At 66.7% G+C, this 14,949-nt stretch carries 20 protein-coding genes; 6 read left to right on the top strand and 14 right to left on the bottom strand.

Annotated features, from left to right (window positions below; genetic code table 11):
* Positions 1 to 14: 14 nt before the first annotated feature.
* The 4 genes from VH88_RS05065 to VH88_RS05050 form a co-directional block, all read right to left on the bottom strand.
* Positions 15 to 656, bottom strand: coding sequence for a M23 family metallopeptidase (locus VH88_RS05065; protein ID WP_045810279.1), 642 nt, complete (start codon positions 654 to 656; stop codon positions 15 to 17).
* Between the two features lie 168 nt (positions 657 to 824).
* A complete protein-coding gene (locus tag VH88_RS05060) occupies positions 825 to 1,049 on the bottom strand; it encodes a YdcH family protein (protein WP_045810278.1) in 225 nt (74 codons plus the stop codon).
* Positions 1,050 to 1,099: 50 nt separating this feature from the next.
* Positions 1,100 to 1,564, bottom strand: coding sequence for a TIGR02444 family protein (locus tag VH88_RS05055; RefSeq protein ID WP_045810277.1), 465 nt, complete (start codon positions 1,562 to 1,564; stop codon positions 1,100 to 1,102).
* The gene (locus VH88_RS05050) at positions 1,561 to 2,163 is read right to left on the bottom strand and encodes a UbiX family flavin prenyltransferase (protein ID WP_045810276.1); all 603 of its coding nucleotides are present in this window, start codon (positions 2,161 to 2,163) and stop codon (positions 1,561 to 1,563) included. The genes VH88_RS05055 and VH88_RS05050 overlap by 4 nt, the downstream gene beginning before the upstream one ends.
* Before the next feature lie 116 nt (positions 2,164 to 2,279).
* Here VH88_RS05050 and VH88_RS05045 point away from each other — a divergent pair, with 116 nt between their 5' ends.
* The gene (locus VH88_RS05045; RefSeq protein WP_017505994.1) at positions 2,280 to 2,453 is read left to right on the top strand and encodes a YdcH family protein; all 174 of its coding nucleotides are present in this window, start codon (positions 2,280 to 2,282) and stop codon (positions 2,451 to 2,453) included.
* 73 nt (positions 2,454 to 2,526) lie between these two features.
* Here the strand turns inward: VH88_RS05045 and VH88_RS05040 are convergent, their stop codons facing one another.
* Positions 2,527 to 3,192, bottom strand: coding sequence for a DUF1013 domain-containing protein (locus tag VH88_RS05040; RefSeq protein WP_039245300.1), 666 nt, complete (start codon positions 3,190 to 3,192; stop codon positions 2,527 to 2,529).
* Between the two features lie 220 nt (positions 3,193 to 3,412).
* On the opposite strand from VH88_RS05040, the gene VH88_RS05035 reads away from it, so the two are divergent.
* Complete coding sequence (locus VH88_RS05035; RefSeq protein WP_045810275.1) at positions 3,413 to 4,018, top strand: beta/gamma crystallin-related protein; 606 nt, start codon at positions 3,413 to 3,415, stop codon at positions 4,016 to 4,018.
* Here the strand turns inward: VH88_RS05035 and VH88_RS05030 are convergent.
* Positions 4,015 to 4,986 (bottom strand): NAD(P)H-quinone oxidoreductase, encoded by a 972-nt coding sequence (locus tag VH88_RS05030; RefSeq protein ID WP_045810274.1) that lies wholly within the window; start codon positions 4,984 to 4,986, stop codon positions 4,015 to 4,017. The genes VH88_RS05035 and VH88_RS05030 overlap by 4 nt on opposite strands.
* An 88-nt stretch (positions 4,987 to 5,074) precedes the next feature.
* Here VH88_RS05030 and VH88_RS05025 point away from each other — a divergent pair, with 88 nt between their 5' ends.
* Positions 5,075 to 5,278: a DUF1192 domain-containing protein gene (locus VH88_RS05025; RefSeq protein ID WP_039245297.1), complete on the top strand. Its 204-nt coding sequence runs from the start codon at positions 5,075 to 5,077 to the stop codon at positions 5,276 to 5,278.
* A 109-nt stretch (positions 5,279 to 5,387) separates the two neighbouring features.
* On the top strand, positions 5,388 to 5,888 hold the full coding sequence (locus VH88_RS05020; protein WP_045810273.1) for a DUF1465 family protein: 501 nt from the start codon (positions 5,388 to 5,390) through the stop codon (positions 5,886 to 5,888).
* Between the two features lie 9 nt (positions 5,889 to 5,897).
* On the opposite strand, the gene VH88_RS05015 is transcribed toward VH88_RS05020, so the two are convergent.
* Both VH88_RS05015 and rpmE read right to left on the bottom strand, forming a co-directional pair.
* On the bottom strand, positions 5,898 to 7,460 hold the full coding sequence (locus VH88_RS05015) for a murein L,D-transpeptidase (RefSeq protein WP_045810272.1): 1,563 nt from the start codon (positions 7,458 to 7,460) through the stop codon (positions 5,898 to 5,900).
* Between the two features lie 159 nt (positions 7,461 to 7,619).
* Positions 7,620 to 7,844: a 50S ribosomal protein L31 gene (rpmE, locus tag VH88_RS05010; protein ID WP_039245294.1), complete on the bottom strand. Its 225-nt coding sequence runs from the start codon at positions 7,842 to 7,844 to the stop codon at positions 7,620 to 7,622.
* A 134-nt stretch (positions 7,845 to 7,978) separates the two neighbouring features.
* On the opposite strand from rpmE, the gene VH88_RS05005 reads away from it, so the two are divergent.
* Positions 7,979 to 9,847: an ABC transporter transmembrane domain-containing protein gene (locus tag VH88_RS05005; protein ID WP_045810271.1), complete on the top strand. Its 1,869-nt coding sequence runs from the start codon at positions 7,979 to 7,981 to the stop codon at positions 9,845 to 9,847.
* Here VH88_RS05005 and VH88_RS05000 read toward each other — a convergent pair.
* The 6 genes from VH88_RS05000 to VH88_RS04975 all read right to left on the bottom strand — a co-directional run bounded on the left by VH88_RS05000 (position 9,844) and on the right by VH88_RS04975 (position 14,109).
* Complete coding sequence (locus tag VH88_RS05000; RefSeq protein ID WP_045810270.1) at positions 9,844 to 10,875, bottom strand: glycerophosphodiester phosphodiesterase; 1,032 nt, start codon at positions 10,873 to 10,875, stop codon at positions 9,844 to 9,846. The two genes, VH88_RS05005 and VH88_RS05000, sit on opposite strands and share 4 nt — an antisense overlap.
* A gap of 195 nt (positions 10,876 to 11,070) precedes the next feature.
* Complete coding sequence (locus VH88_RS04995) at positions 11,071 to 11,877, bottom strand: inositol monophosphatase family protein (RefSeq protein ID WP_045810269.1); 807 nt, start codon at positions 11,875 to 11,877, stop codon at positions 11,071 to 11,073.
* A gap of 104 nt (positions 11,878 to 11,981) precedes the next feature.
* Entirely contained in the window at positions 11,982 to 12,548 is a 567-nt protein-coding gene (gene efp / locus VH88_RS04990) for an elongation factor P (RefSeq protein ID WP_017504556.1), read from the bottom strand.
* A 103-nt stretch (positions 12,549 to 12,651) separates the two neighbouring features.
* Positions 12,652 to 13,212 carry a tryptophan-rich sensory protein gene (locus VH88_RS04985; protein WP_045810268.1) on the bottom strand — a complete coding sequence of 187 codons (561 nt, stop codon included), beginning with the start codon at positions 13,210 to 13,212 and terminating at the stop codon, positions 12,652 to 12,654.
* Between the two features lie 69 nt (positions 13,213 to 13,281).
* Positions 13,282 to 13,782 carry a bacterioferritin gene (bfr, locus tag VH88_RS04980; RefSeq protein ID WP_045810501.1) on the bottom strand — a complete coding sequence of 167 codons (501 nt, stop codon included), beginning with the start codon at positions 13,780 to 13,782 and terminating at the stop codon, positions 13,282 to 13,284.
* A gap of 141 nt (positions 13,783 to 13,923) precedes the next feature.
* Positions 13,924 to 14,109, bottom strand: a complete 186-nt coding sequence (locus VH88_RS04975) for a bacterioferritin-associated ferredoxin (protein WP_017504559.1) — start codon at positions 14,107 to 14,109, stop codon at positions 13,924 to 13,926.
* Positions 14,110 to 14,239: 130 nt separating this feature from the next.
* Between VH88_RS04975 and thiE the strand changes: the two genes are divergently transcribed.
* A complete protein-coding gene (gene thiE / locus VH88_RS04970; RefSeq protein WP_045810500.1) occupies positions 14,240 to 14,893 on the top strand; it encodes a thiamine phosphate synthase in 654 nt (217 codons plus the stop codon).
* Positions 14,894 to 14,949: the final 56 nt, after the last annotated feature.

The following is a 14,949-nucleotide window of genomic DNA, read 5'->3' as shown; positions in this document are numbered from 1 at the left end:
CAACGTAATGCGCGTCAGGCCTTGGCCTTGACCGTCACTTCGAAATGGCGATCGACCACCTTGGTCGGATTGACCTGCGCGCCGCCGCGACGGACCTCGAAATGCAGGTGCGGGCCGGTGGAATAGCCCGTGGAGCCGACCAGACCGATGCGCTGACCGGGCGCGACCGCATCGCCGTTCGCGACATCGATCCGGCTGAGGTGGCCGTACAGGGTGCTCATGCCGTTGGGGTGGCGCACCTCGATGAAGTTGCCATAGCCCTCGGGGTCATACCCCGTGCGAATGACTTCGCCCTCGGCGGCGGTGAAGACGGTTGTGCCCTTCGGCGCGGCGATGTCTACACCCTTGTGCGCACGCGCCTTGGCTTCGATAGCCAGTTTGCGAAGGCCGAACGGCGAGTTGATCGCATAGCCGCGCACCGGGGCGGTGAAGGCGATCTGGCGCGTGATCGGCCCCGCCTTCTCGACCTCGGCCTTCAGGGGCGGCGACACCGGCGCGGCGATCTGGGTCGGCGGCGGCAAGGCGGCCTCGCGCGCGGCATTTGGCGCGGCGGCGGCGGCGAAAACGGCCACGGCGGCGAAAGCGGCCGTCTGGCCGGAGTGGATCAACAGGGTCTTGCACCGCGCCATCGGCGCGTTGGACAGCAGGCGTCGCATTCGGCGGCCTCTCCAGCGTCTCTACGCTCTGGAATGAAGGAAGCGGCGCCCCGACAGCGCACGGCGTTCCGTGGGAGGGCGGCTTATGCCTGCGGGCTTTGGCGACTTTGGGGCTAGGGCGGGGCGGCGGATGGTCGCAGGGCGGAACCCGCCCTCCGCCCGGCCAGATCAGGCGATGATATCGGGAAGGATGCGGTCTTCCAGCTTCACGATCTCATCCTTTAGCGCCAGCTTCTTGCGCTTCAGCCGGGCGATCATCAGCTGGTCGGGAATGGCGGCCTGACCCAGGGCTTCGATAGAGGCGTCCAGGTCGGCGTGTTCCTGGCGCAGATGGTTCACCCGCGCCTGAAGCTCGGCCATTTCTTCGGTGATCGTAGGCGTGTCGTCGTTCATCGTGTCATCTCCACGCCGCTCGTCTCAGGTCGCTTATAGCCACGCTGATCTCAGGTCGGAAGGGCGTCTGCGAGCCGGATCAGGGCAGGACGCGGGGTGACGTCCGCCCACATCCGGGCGGTGGCCGCCAGGCCGTCGATGATCGGACGGGCCGGCCCGCTGGGTTCGGGCGCCAGCGCCTCCAGCGCGTCCAGCAAATGTCGCTCCGCCTCCAGCTCCAGCGCCTTGATTTGGTTGCGCATGCTTTCACGCGGGCCGTCGTCGATATCGGGCACCGGCGCCTTTAGTATCCGCCGCACCGAACGCAGCGGGGCGACCACGACGCTGTCCCAGGCCCGGGCGGTGTCGCAGGCCGCCTCGATCGTCTCTTCGTCGGGTTTTCGGCCCGTCGCCGCGACCCAGGCGGACCACAGCAGCAAGGGCACGTTCTGGTCGTGGCTGTCCTGCAGCGCCAGACACGCCTCTCCAACGCCCGGCGCGCCATAGGCGGCGACAGCCCAGTCCCACAGCCTCATGACTTCAGGCCTTCCCAGCGCCGCACCGCGCCCCAATCCAGGCCGAACAGGTCCAGCGTCCGCCCCACCGACTGATCGACCATCTCCATGATCGAGCTCGGCCGGGCATAAAGCGCGGGCAGGGGCGGGGCGATGATCGCGCCCATTTCGGCCAAGGCGGTCATGGTGCGCAGGTGGCCCAGGTGGAACGGCGTTTCGCGCACCATCAGCACCAGCGGTCGACGCTCCTTCAACGTCACGTCCGCCGCCCGCGTCAGCAGGGTCGAGGTCACGCCCGTCGCGATCTCGCTCATCGTCTTGATCGAGCAGGGCGCCACGATCATGCCCAGGGTGCGGAACGAGCCGGAGGCGATCATCGCCCCCACGTCGCCTAGCTTGTGAACCACCGACGCCTTGGCCGTCAGTTCGTCGGGCGACAGGTCGGTCTCCTGCGACAATGTGAGCAGGGCCGCCTTGGTCACGACCAGATGGCTTTCGACGCCTAGATCGTTCAGCGCATCCAGCACCCGGGCGCCATAGACGGCGCCGGAAGCCCCTGAAATTCCGACCACCAGTCTGGCGGGCGGGTTCCGTATGGCTCCGTTCACATCATCGTCCATTTTAGGGGTCAGCCTTCTTCGGGTCCGGGGCGACGGGCTGTCACTGGAAAGTGATTACACAGCGCGCCAAACCGGGCGCTCACTCTACTGGTCCCTAACCAAAGGAGGCGCAAGCCATGACCATCGAGGCTCGTATTCGCGAACTGGGTAATCGTCATCGCACCCTGGATGAGACCATCCAGAAGGAACTTACCCGCCCGTCCACGGATCCGTTGCAGGTCAGGGCGCTGAAGCAGAAGAAGCTTCGGCTGAAGGAAGAAATCACCAGTCTGGAGGCCCGCGCGACCTAGCGCCTGCCTCCCTGAAAACGACGACGGCCCCGGAGATCGCTCTCCGGGGCCGTTTTCGTTGCGCGAAGGCGGATCAGTCCTTGGTGCCGAACACCGATTCCGCCGTCGGCTCGGCGCCGGGACGTTGGCGGGCTTCCGGCACGAACTCGGGCTCGGCCTCGACCTGTTCGACGGGCTGGATCGTGCCGCCGCCGTTCTTCAGGTCGTCCTTGGCCTTCTTGTCGGCGGCCTTCTTGACGATCTCGTCCAGCGCCAGTTGGCCGACCAGGCCGAGGGTCACCGGGTCGACCGGCTTGATGTTGGCGCTGTTCCAGTGGGTGCGGTTGCGCACGCTCTCGATGGTGGACTTGGTCGTGCCCAGCATCTTGGCGATCTGGGCGTCGGTCACCTCGGGGTGGTTGCGCACGAACCAGGCGATCGCGTCTGGGCGATCCTGGCGACGCGACACGGGCGTGTATTTCGGCGCCGGCTTGGCCGACTTCAGCAGCTCGGCGTGGCGGCTGACGATCGCCTTCATGCGATAGTTCTCGTCGCCCTGGGCCTTGTCCAGTTCTTCGCGCGTCAGCTGGCCGCCGGTCACGGGATCCACGCCACGGATGTCGCGCGCCACGTCGCCGTCGGCGATGCCGCGAACTTCCAGCGGGTGCAGGCCGCAGAAGTCGGCGATCTGCTCGAAGCTGAGAGAGGTGTTGTCGACCAGCCAGACCGCAGTGGCCTTGGGCATCAGAATGTCGCTCATGGGGCGTTCGTCCCGGTGTTGTTGAGCCGCCGAATGAGGCTTCGGCTGGCGTTGGATACGACGGCGCCCGGCCTTTCGACCGGGCGCGTATGATGCCGATATAGGCCTATTCGACACAAAAGAAAACGCTGAGCGACAATCCCATACAGCAACGGTTCATCCGCCCTGACGCAACCTTCGCGGTAATGAAGCTTTTCAGCTTCGGGAGAGGAGAACCACCATGTCCATTCTGCTTGGCGCGGCTCTGGCCGCAGCGATGGCCTCGGGCCAGGACTATGCGCAGCAACGCGTCGCCCCGCGCGGCGGCTACACACAGTCGTGTTCCGAAGCCTATGTGAATCGCGGTCGTCTCTATGCCGATTGCCGCGATACCCGCGGCCGGATGCGCGGCACGTCGATCGAGCTAAACCGCTGCGGCGGCGAGGAGATCAACAACGACAACGGCCTGCTGGTCTGCGGGCGGTTCCGTGGCGACTATGAAGACAGCCAGCCCGGCCGTCCCGGCGGCGGCTGGGGTCCTGGCAATGGTGGGCCGGGCTGGGGCGGCGGCAATGGCGGTGGCTGGGGTCGGTCCTCGATCACCGTCTATGAGAACGCCAACTTCCGCGGCGCCTCGCGTGAGTTCACCAGCGAGGACCGCAACCTGGGCCGCACCCCGTTCAACGATCGCATCAGTTCGATGCGCGTCGAAGGCCGCTGGGAAGTCTGCACCGACGCCGAGTTCCGGGGCCGCTGCCGCATCGTCGAAGGCGACGTCCGCTTCCTGAACGGCGGCTTCAACGACAACATCTCGTCGCTGCGCCCCGTGCGCGGCGGTCGCTACTAGACGCTCAGTACGATCTTGCCGATGTGCCCGCCGGCTTCCAGTTCGGCGTGCGCATCGGCCGCCTGCTCCAACGCGAAGACCGCCTGAACCGGCGGTTTGACCTTGCCGGATGCCACCCACGGCCAGGCGGTCGCCTCGACAGCCGCGGTCAGACGCGCCTTTTCGTCCGCCGGGCGGCTGCGCAGCGTCGATCCGGTCAGGGTCAATCGCTTCAGCATGATCCGCTGCAAATCCATCTCGACCTTGGGGCCGGTCAGGGAGGCGATGACCACCCAGCGCCCGCCCGCATTCAGACTGTTCAGGTTCAGGGCGGCGTAATCGCGCCCCACCATGTCCAGAACCACGTCCGCGCCGCCCGCCTCGCGGACTTGCGCCTCCAGATCATCGCTCCTGGCGTCCAGGCTGATGTCCGCGCCCAGCGCCTTGGCGGCTGCGGCCTTGTCCGCCCCGCGTGAGGTGGCGATCACCCGGGCGCCGGCGGCCTTGGCCATCTGGATGGCCGTCACGCCGATGCCGCTGGTCGCTCCGTGGATCAGCAACGTCTCGCCGGCCTTCAATGCGCCGCCCTCGAACACATTGGCGAAGACGGTGAAGACGGTTTCCGGCAGCACGGCCGCCTGCACGAAATCCAGACCCTCGGGGATCGGCAGGACATGACGCGCATCCACCACGGCCAACTCCGCATAGCCGCCGCCGCCCAGCAGGGCGCAGACCCGGTCGCCGACCGTCCAGCGCGTCACACCCTCTCCGACGGCCTCGATCTCGCCGGCGATCTCAAGCCCCAGAACGTCCGACGCGCCGGGAGGAGGGGGATAGGCGCCGGTGCGTTGCAGCAGGTCCGGCCGGTTCACGCCCGCCGCCCGCACTCGGATCAGCACGTGACTTGGCCCCGTCACGGGATCGGGTCGTTCGGCGATCTTCAGAGCTTCGGCCGGTCCGGAACCGCCTTCGATTTCGATCACGCGCATCGCACTCGCCTTGCATTCGTCCGTATCCGGGCGTTCAGATAGGGACCGTGGACCGCCTTGGCCATGACAGCGCGAAAGGAAGGCGACGATGTTCGAAGATCTTGAACCCCGCCCGCAACGCGGCGAACCGCTGCGGGCCCTGTCACGCGAAGACCTGGATGTTTACGCCGTCGAGGATTTGCAGGAGCGGATCGCCGCGCTTGAGGCTGAGATCGTTCGCTCGCGCGCCGCGATCGAGACCAAACGCTCCAAGAAAAACGCCGCCGACGCCCTGTTCAACTTCGGTTCGTGATCGCGAATGATCCGCTGGCATGGCATGAGCGTTGCATCTTTCGTGCGAACGGCCCCGCCAGGCGCCGATTGCAGGACGGACCCGACCTTCTCTGATGATCAATGCTCAAATGACCTCCGCTCCGTCCCCCGCTGACCGCAGCCGCACCGTTCGCGATTTCGCCCGGTCCGAGCTGTTCGATCGCACCTTCCGCGAAGGCATGGAACTGGTCGAGGAAACCGCCGCCTATCTGGACGGCGAGGGCCGTCGCGATTCCAAGATGCTGTCGCGCGCCGCCGCCCTGGCCTATGCGGCCGAGAGCATGAAGCTGACCACCCGCCTGATGCAGATCGCCTCCTGGCTTCTGGTCCAGCGCGCCGTGCGCGAAGACGACATGTCGCCGGAAACCGCCTGCGAGCCGCGCTATCGCCTGAATGAGCGCCGCATCGACGCCGAGCCGAGCCACGCCGAACTGCCGATCGCCCTGGTCGAATACCTCGTGCGGTCGGAAAAGCTGTTTGACCGCACCCTGTATCTGGATCGCCGCATGTATTCAGACGATCAGGAACAAGCCCCGGAAAACCCGGTGCTCAGCCAGATGGGCATGCTCGAGGCGGCCTTCAGGGGCTGATCGCCCCCTTTACGGCCCGACGTCGTTGGCGTCCGCCCGGCCGTCGTCGATGGGCTTGGGCAGATTGACGCCGATGCCCAGCGCCTGCGCCAGCTTGTCGTCGCGGCCATAGACGTCCTCGCGGAACGCCACCCGGCCCTGACCGTCCACGAAGGCGGTCCAGTACAGCAGCCGCACCGAGATCTCGCGTCCGGTGGTCACGCGCGTCGTCTCGCGCGTGTCCTGCGCCGTGTCGAACTGGGCCAGCTTGGTCGGATCGGGCGACAGCAGCAGGCGCGCGAACTCCACCGCATTCTGCACCCGCACGCAGCCGTGGCTGCGCTGACGCGTGGACAGGTTGAAGGCGGCTTTCGACGGCGTGTCGTGCAGGAAGATGGCGTAGCTGTCGCGCAGTTCGAACTTCACATAGCCCAGGGCCGAACGCGGACCGGCGCGCTGGATGACCATGCCGTCCTTCACATACATGTCGTTGGCGGCCAGATAGCCCGGCCCCTTGGGCAGGATTTCGCGGCGCGCGATGCCGGCCGGCACATACCAGGGCGGATTGGCCACGACCGAGGCGAACGGCTTTTCCAGGCTTGGCGTCTGGTTCTCGGCCGAGCCGACGACGACGCGGTTGGAGTGAACCGGCTTGCCGTCCTTCCAATAGACCATGATGGCGGCGGCGGTGTTGACCTCGATCCGCTCGGGCGCGACCTCGCGCTTCAGCCAGCGACGGCGCTCCAGGTTCAGCGCGATCTGACGCGCACGATCCTCTGCCGAGGCGCCCAGCGAGCGCTGGGTGCCCGCGCCGATCCGCCCGTCGGCGCCCAGGCCATGCCGGTTCTGGAAGCTCTGCACCGCACGTTGCAGTTCGGCGTTGTAAACCAGGCCCTGCGACTTCAGCCGTGCGCCGTCTGCGGCCGACAGGTCGCCCTCGGCCGTCAGGCGGTCGATCAGGGCGGGGATGCGACGATCGCTGTTGCCCGGCTCGATGGTCGCGCCCTGGGTGAAGCGGGGCCAGCCGCCCTGCGCCGCCAGACGGCGATAGCGGACATAGCCGGCCGACAGATTCTGATAGCCGATGTCGGTGGGCGCCAGGCCGTCGTACCATTGGCCCAGCACATTGCGGGTCAAGGCGTCGCTGAGACCGCGCGGCAGGTCCACGCGGTTCTTCTGCATTTCCCACAAATCTTCGACGGTCTCGGGCCGCACCTTGCCCTCGGCCAGGACGCGCGCGTAGGCCAGCGCCGCCGCCGTGGTCCGCAGGTCCGCGCTCGCCGGATCGGCCGCCAGTCCCACGAAGTCGAAATAGTCGGAGCCCGCCAGACCATGGCGATTGGCGCCGGCCGCGACGGTATTCAGGGCGCGCACCCGGTCGGCATTCCACACCGGCCGCCAGCCGTTCATTTCATAGAAGGCGCGCACATCCGCCTGCTGCGTCTCGGGCAGACGCGAAATCTGGTCGTTGAAGCTGTTGTAGAAGGCCGTCGCCTCCGGTCCGCGCTGCACGAACACCTGCTGCGCGCGCGCCGCCGAGCCAAGGGTCATGGCCGCCGTCGCGACGCCCAGACCCAGTTGCCGTCTATTCATCGTCTTCCGCTTCTTCGATCGCTTCGGCCAGCGTGGCCGACGCCCCTGGTACCCGAACGCCTCCACATTATCGGTGTTCCGACCAAACAAAAAGCGCCGGCCTTGCGACCGACGCTCTTGGTGTTCTGATTGCTGCGAGATGTCGCAGCCAGGACGCGCTTACTTCTTGATGAAGCCGGCGAACTTGTTGTTGAAGCGCGAGACGCGACCGCCGCGGTCCATCAGCTGGGCGTTGCCGCCCGTCCAGGCCGGGTGCGTCGTCGGGTCGATGTCGAGGGCCAGCTTGTCGCCTTCCTTCCCGTAGGTCGAACGGGTCTGGTAGGTGCTGCCGTCGGTCATCACCACGGTGATGAAGTGGTAGTCGGGATGGGTATCCGCCTTCATGGTCGTCGTCCGGTCTCTGCGCGGTGACGATGCCGACCGTCCGTGCGCGTGAAATGAGAAACCCGCCAGAAAGCCGGCGGGAATGAGGGGCGGCGTTTACACCGGGGGGCGTTCCGGGGCAAGAGGCGGGCGAAATGACCGATCAAGCCGCCGCCTCCGCCTCTTCCGCCAACCGCGCCTCGGGCATGGCGTCGCTGGAGGGCCGGCCCAGCGCCGGCGCCCTTCTGGCCGATCAGATGTCCGAAGCGGGCGCCAAGCGCGCCAAGCGTCGCGACATCCGCCCGTTGGCGCGACTGATTCCCTTCGCCATGCGCCACAAGGGTCATGCCCTGATGGCGGTCTTCTGGCTGCTGTTGTCCACCGCCGCTTCGCTGGGCCTGACCGCCCTGGCGCGCGGGGCCATCGACCATGGGTTCGAGGCCGGCGGCGCCAATCTGAACATCTGGTTCCTGCTGCTGGGCGCCAACGCCCTGTTCCTGGGGCTGGCGACCGCCGCCCGCTACTATTTCGTCACCCGAACGGGCGAGCGCGTCATCGCCGATGTGCGAAAGGGTCTGTTCGGCCGCATCCTGACGCTGGACCCGTCCTTCTACGCCCATATGCGCACCGGCGAGGTGCTGTCGCGCCTGACCACGGACATCGCCCTGGTCGAGACGTTGATGACGACGTCCATCTCCTATGCGCTGCGCAACTTCTTGACCCTGATCGGCGGCGTGGCCCTGCTGTTCTTCGTCAGTCCCAAATTGACCGGCTTCGTCCTGCTGATCGTGCCTTTCCTCCTTGGGCCGATCTTCATCTTCGGCCGCAAGGTGCGCAAACTGACCGTCGCGTCTCAGGACCGCTTCGCCAACGCCGTCGGCTTCGCCGGCGAAAGCGTGGACGCCATCGAGACGGTCCAGGCCTTCGGCCGCGAACAGAGCGCCATCACCCGCTTCGGCGCGGCGGTCGAGGACGCCTTCAACGCCTCGCTGACCCGGATGCAGGCCCGCGCCTGGATGACGGCCCTGATCATCGTCGTCATGTTCGGCGGCGTCACTCTGGTGCTGTGGCTGGGCGCCCAGGACGTGGTGAAGGGCGCCATGACGCCCGGCGCCCTGCTTCAGTTCGTTCTACTGTCCGTCTTCGCGGCGGGCGCCGTGGGCGCGCTCGGCGAAAGCTGGGGCGACGTGCAAAAGGCCGCCGGCGCCATGGAGCGGATCGAGGAGCTGATGCGCGCCGTCGCCGGCATCGCCCCGCCGCCTCAGGCCACCGCCCTGCCGACGCCCCCGCGCGGCGAGGTGTCGATGTCGGCCGTCGGTTTCGCCTATCCGGGCCGCCCGGATCTGCCGGCCCTGAAGGGCTTCAGCCTGACCGTGCGCCCCGGCGAGACTGTCGCCCTGGTCGGCCCGTCCGGCGCCGGCAAGTCCACGGTCTTCCGTCTGCTGCTGCGCTTCTATGATCCGCAGACCGGCATGGTCTCGGTCGACGGCGTCGATGTGCGCCAGGCCGATCCGGTCGCCGTGCGCGACCGCTTCGCCTGGGTGTCGCAGGAAACGCCGCTGTTCTCGGGCTCGGCCTTGGAAAACATCCGCTTCGGCCGCGAGAACACCACCCTGGAAGAGGCCCGCGCCGTCGCCGAAAAGGCCCAGGCGCTCGGCTTCATCGACGCCCTGCCGGAAGGGTTCGATACCCCGCTCGGCGAGCGCGGCAAGAGCCTGTCGGGCGGCCAGCGCCAGCGCCTGGCCATCGCCCGCGCCCTGGTCCGCGACGCCCCCATCCTGCTGTTGGACGAGGCCACCAGCGCGCTGGACGCCGAGAGCGAACGCCTGGTCCAGGTCGCCCTCGATCAGGCGATGGAGGAGCGGACCACCCTGGTCATCGCCCACCGCCTCGCCACCGTCCTGCGCGCCGACCGCATCGTCGTCATGGACGACGGCCGCGTGGTCGAAGAGGGCACCCACGAGCAACTCGTCGCCCAAGGCGGCCTGTACGCCCGCCTCGCCGAGCTTCAGTTCCGCAACTAGGGCGCCGGGGGCCGCGCCAGCGCTGGGAAATCGCTGAACAGCGCATCGACCCCGGCTGCGGCGAAGGCTGCGGCATAGCCGGTCATGTCGCCGTGCCCGGCCGGGTCGTCGCCTCTGCGTCGCTCGACCGGCAGGAAGGCGTTCTCGGCCCGCAGCGTCCAGACCACGACCTCGAGGCCCGCCGCATGGGCGTCGGCGACCAGGGAGCTCGGCGCGGCCGTGCGACCTTCGGCGTCGCGCGGCAGGACCAGGGTCATCTCCGGCGCGACCCAGGCGGCGTAGGCGGCGATGGCCCTTAGCCCCTCGGGCGTGATCATCTGCGCATAGGTCACGTCCGCCCGGTCCGCCGGTCCGCCCTTGGCCGATACGAGTTGAGCAAGCGGCGCATCGATCCGCGTCGCCAACCGCTCCAGCGGCCCGACCTCGAAACACTGGATGATGATCGGGGCGTTGGCGCCCGTCAGGCCCAGCCGCTCCAGTTCAGCGACGAACCCGTCCTCCATTGGCAAACCGATCGCGGCGAAATAGGTCGGGTGTTTCAGCTCCGGCGCCACGGCGATCGTCCGCCCGGTCCGCGCCGAGGCCTCGCGCGCGATGACGACGACCTCGTCGAAGGTCAGGATCGGCTCCTGTCCGTCATAGGCGGCGCTGCCCGGTCGAAAGCCGGGCAATCGCTCCCTGGCCCTCAGGGTCTTCAACTCGGCCAGGGTGAAGTCTTCGGTGAACCAGCCGGTGGTCTCGACCCCGTCGATGGTTTTGGTCGTCCGACGGCCCGCGAACTCGGGCCGGTCGCCCACGTCGGTCGTGCCGCCGATCTCGTTCTCATGCCGATCGACGAAGACGCCGTCGCTGGTCAGCACCAGATCTGGCTCGATCACGTCCGCGCCCTGTTCGATCGCCAGCTCATAGGCCGCACGCGTGTGCTCGGGCCGTTCGCCAGACGCGCCGCGGTGGGCGATGATCAGGGGCTGAGCCAAGGCTGGCGTTCCGGTCAGAAGGACGAGGCCGCACAGGATGAAACGGATCATCCGCCTTGGATAGGGCAGGGGTGCGACAGGCCGATGACCGTCTCCGCCCCACGTGTGGGGAGGGGGACCGCGAAGCGGTGGAGGGGTTCTTGACGCCCCACCGGCCGCTGGCGATCAGGCAAGAGCCCCTTCGTCACGGCGCTGAAGAAGCGCCGCGCCACTTCCCCGCAAGCGGGGAAGAGACAGAAGCGAGCCTCAGGAGCCCTGCAAAACCTTGCGCAGGTGCGGATGCAGTTCGGTGTTCGACGCCAGGATCGACTTGCCCGTCTTCGGGTCGCCGTTGTTCTCGATGGTCGTGACCCGGCCGCCGGCCTCGGTGACGAACAGGATGCCCGCCGCCACGTCCCAGGGCTTCAGATTGCGCTCATAATAGGCGTCGTAGCGACCGGCCGCGACCCAGGCGAAGTCCAGGGCGGCCGAACCCAGGCGACGGATGCCCGCAACGCGCTGGCCCACGGCGTGCAGGTCCTTGATCGCCTGGGCGTGACCCGACTTGCCGATGAAGGGCAGGCCGGTGGCGATCAGGCTTTCGGACAGATCACGACGGCCGGCGACGCGGATGCGCTGGTCGTTCAGATAGCAGCCCTTGCCCTTTTCGGCCCAGAACAGCTCGTTCATGACGGGGTTGTAGGTCACGCCGGCGACGATCTCGCTCGACCCGTCCGGCGCGCGGCGCTCCAGCCCCACCGTGATGGCGAAGTGAGGCATGGCGTGCATGAAGTTGGTGGTGCCGTCGATCGGATCGACGATCCAGGTGTGGGACTTGTCCGTCCCCTCGATCATGCCGCGTTCCTCGCCCAGGAAGCCGTAGCCGGGGCGGGCCTTCATCAGCAGTTCGTATAGCGTGTCTTCGGCCTTCAGGTCGGCGGCCGTGACGAAGTCGCCGGGGCCCTTTCTCGACACCTGAAGCTGGGAGACTTCGCCGAAGTCGCGCAGCATCGGGCGGGCGGTCTTGCGCACCGCATCGGTCATGACTTGGAGCAGGGCGGAGGCGAGGGCCATCGAGGAATCTCCTGGTCCGAAAGTCCTTCAAAGCCGCAGCCGGACAGTCGGAGAAGTTCAGAAAGGAACGGCCCCGAAAGGGGCCGCTTTAACGTGGTGGTCTGTTAGTCCGCGCGGCGGACGTATTCCCCGCTGGTCGTGTCGACGACGATACGCTCGCCGGCCGACATATAGGGCGGGATCATGATGCGCACGCCGTTCGACGCCAGCGCGGGCTTGTAGGACGAAGAGGCGGTCTGGCCCTTAACGGTCGGCTCGGTCTCGGCGACTTCCAGCACGACCTGATCGGGCAGTTCCAGGCCGATCGGACGCTCTTCGTGCATCTCGATGACGACCTTCATGCCTTCTTGCAGATAGGGGATGCGCTCTTCGCCGACCCAGTCCTTCTGCAGTTCGATCTGCTCGTAGGTGGCGTCGTCCATGAAGACCAGGCTGTCGCCGTTGTCGAACAGATAGGAGAAGTCCTTCTGTTCCAGCGTCACGCGCTCGACCTTGTCTTCCGACCGGAAGCGTTCGTTCAGCTTGTTGCCGGTCTCCAGGTTCTTGGCCTCGACGTTGGCGAAGGCGCCGCCCTTGCCGGGCTTGACGTGGCTGGCCTTGGTGACGACCCACAGGCCGCCATTGTGCTGCAGGACCATGCCGGGCTTGATGGTGTTGCCGTTGATCTTCATGGGGTCACATCGGAAATGGAGTTGCGCCCTCGCACCGTTCGGGGCGAGGCGAATAGGGCGCGATCCCTAGAGGAAGCCCCGATAAAGGGCAAGGCGACGCAACCTAATGCAGGGTGCGCCCGCTCGAGGCGTCATCGGCCTTGCGATGCAGGAAGTTTCCGAACCGCACGCCCGACCCGAGCGGCGCCGCCATCTTGCCGGCCCCTTCGTCCAGCTTGCGCGCCTCGTGGGCGAAGGCGGCGGCCAGACCCGCCGACGACATGGCGGCGATCACCTGACGCGCCATCGACGACGGACGCAGGCCCAGCCAGACGGCGTTCACCGTCTGGGCGGCCAGCCACAGGCCCATGGCCCGGGTCCGTTCGGGCCGCGACGGCGCATTCCACACCCGAACCGCGGACAGGGTGGTGGCGGAAAACACGGCGGGGAGGATCAGGCTGAAGGCGCCCCGCGGCTTCTCGGTGATCGGGAGATCCTTCTTGCGGACCTGTTTCAGATTGCGCTTGGGCGTCAGGGCGCCCGAGGCGATGCCATGCGCCAGCAGAGCGAAGCCGACGGTCAGGGCGATCCCGGCGACCACATGGCCGGCGCTGCGGCCCTCGCTGTTCAGCAAGTCCATGGCGGCGTCGCGCACGTCGTCGATGGCGTCGTCGATATCGGTCATGGTCCGCTCCAGCTTGGCCCTGACAGGCTAATGGCCGGAGCGGATTGGAGTTCCGTCAGAAGGCAGAGCTTAGTTGCCGGTCGCCGCGCCTTCGGTGATGATCTCTTTCATCGCCGATTGCAGATAGTTCTGCGCGCCCATCAACTCGATCAGCTTGTGCTGATTTTCCAGGAAGTCGATGTGCTCTTCGGTGTCGGCCAGGATCTTCATCAGCAAGTCACGGCTGACGTAATCGCGGGTTTCCTCGCACTGGGTCACGGCGGCGGCGGTCGTGGCGCGGCTGTCCAGTTCCAGTTGCAGATCGGCGCCCAGGCATTCGATCGGATCCTCACCGACCTTCAGCTTGTGCAGGTCCTGCAGATTGGGCAGGCCGTCCAGGAACAGGATGCGTTTGATCAGCATGTCGGCGTGCTTCATCTCGCCGATCGATTCTTCGTAGATCACATTGCCCAGGTGCGCGAGGCCCCAGCTTTCGAACATGCGGGCATGCAGGAAATACTGATTCACGGCCGTCAGCTCGTTGGTCAGCACTGCGTTCAGTGTGCGCAGGATTGCGGGGTCGCCCTTCATGGCCATGGTCCTTGGTCTCGCCACGGCGCTGTCGCCGTCTGTCGAGCGCAGCCATAACACAGTAAAACGCACCGTGTTTATTTGCGAGTTTTTATCACTGCATTGAGAGTGCGAGTGACTGTCGCCCGCAGGCGAAGCAAACTATTCGGCTGCGAGTGCGAACGCTTCGCGGCTTTCCTGAATCATCTGACGCATTTCGCAGACGCATTTGGCGCACTGGGCCTGGCACTGGTTGCGCGCGAAGATGTCGCGCGGACGGCAGGCGCCGGCCTCGATGGCCTGGGCGACATCACGCTGGCGAAGACCGTTACAGTTGCAGACGTACACGAGGCGCTACACGTTTCACTGACTGAGAATGGTTCGCTATAGCAGTCCTTAAGGCGATTGCAAGTCGTTCGCATGGGTCAGCCGGCGGTGGGCCGTTGACGGATCGTCGCGGGGGCGGGCAATGACGCGCATGGCCCGAACACCCACCGTCCCCGAGCGTCCGCCCTGCCGGCTGTATCTGATCACGCCGCCCGCAATCGCCGACCTGAACGCTTTTGCGCAAACCCTCGATCAGGCCTTGGCCGCCGGTGACGTCGCGGCCTTGCAGATCCGGCTGAAGCCCGCCGACGACGCCGCCATCCGTACGGCGGTCGACGTCTTGGCTCCCATTGCGCGGCGTCATGATGTCGCGGTTCTGCTGAACGACCGGCCGGATCTTGCGCGGGCTGCCGGCTGCGACGGCGTTCACATCGGTCAGGAAGACGGCTCGCTGGCCGAGGCGCGGCGTATCATGGGGCCGGACGCCATGATCGGCGTTACCTGCCACGACGACCGCGATCTGGCCTGGGATGCCGCAGAGGGCGGCGCCGACTACGTCGCCTTCGGAGCCTTTTATCCCACAGAGACAAAGGAAACGGTGCATCGTCCGCCCTTGGACATCCTGACGGTTTGGCAAGAGACGGTCGAGACACCCTGTGTGGCCATCGGCGGGATCACGGTCGACAACGCCGCAGAGCTTGCCCAGGCCGGCGCCGACTTCGTGGCGGTCAGCGGCGGGGTCTGGAACCATCCTGACGGCCCGGCCGAGGCCGTCAGGCGCTTCAATGAAAAATTGAGGCCCTGACTTCAGGGGATATTAGGAACCGGCTGATCCTATGCCGACCTCTGATTGGTCGGAAC

This window comes from Brevundimonas sp. KM4 (assembly GCF_000964075.1).
GTDB lineage: Bacteria > Pseudomonadota > Alphaproteobacteria > Caulobacterales > Caulobacteraceae > Brevundimonas > Brevundimonas huaxiensis.
Note: the sequence above shows the minus strand (reverse complement) of the source record. Positions and strands in the feature narration are given on the sequence as shown.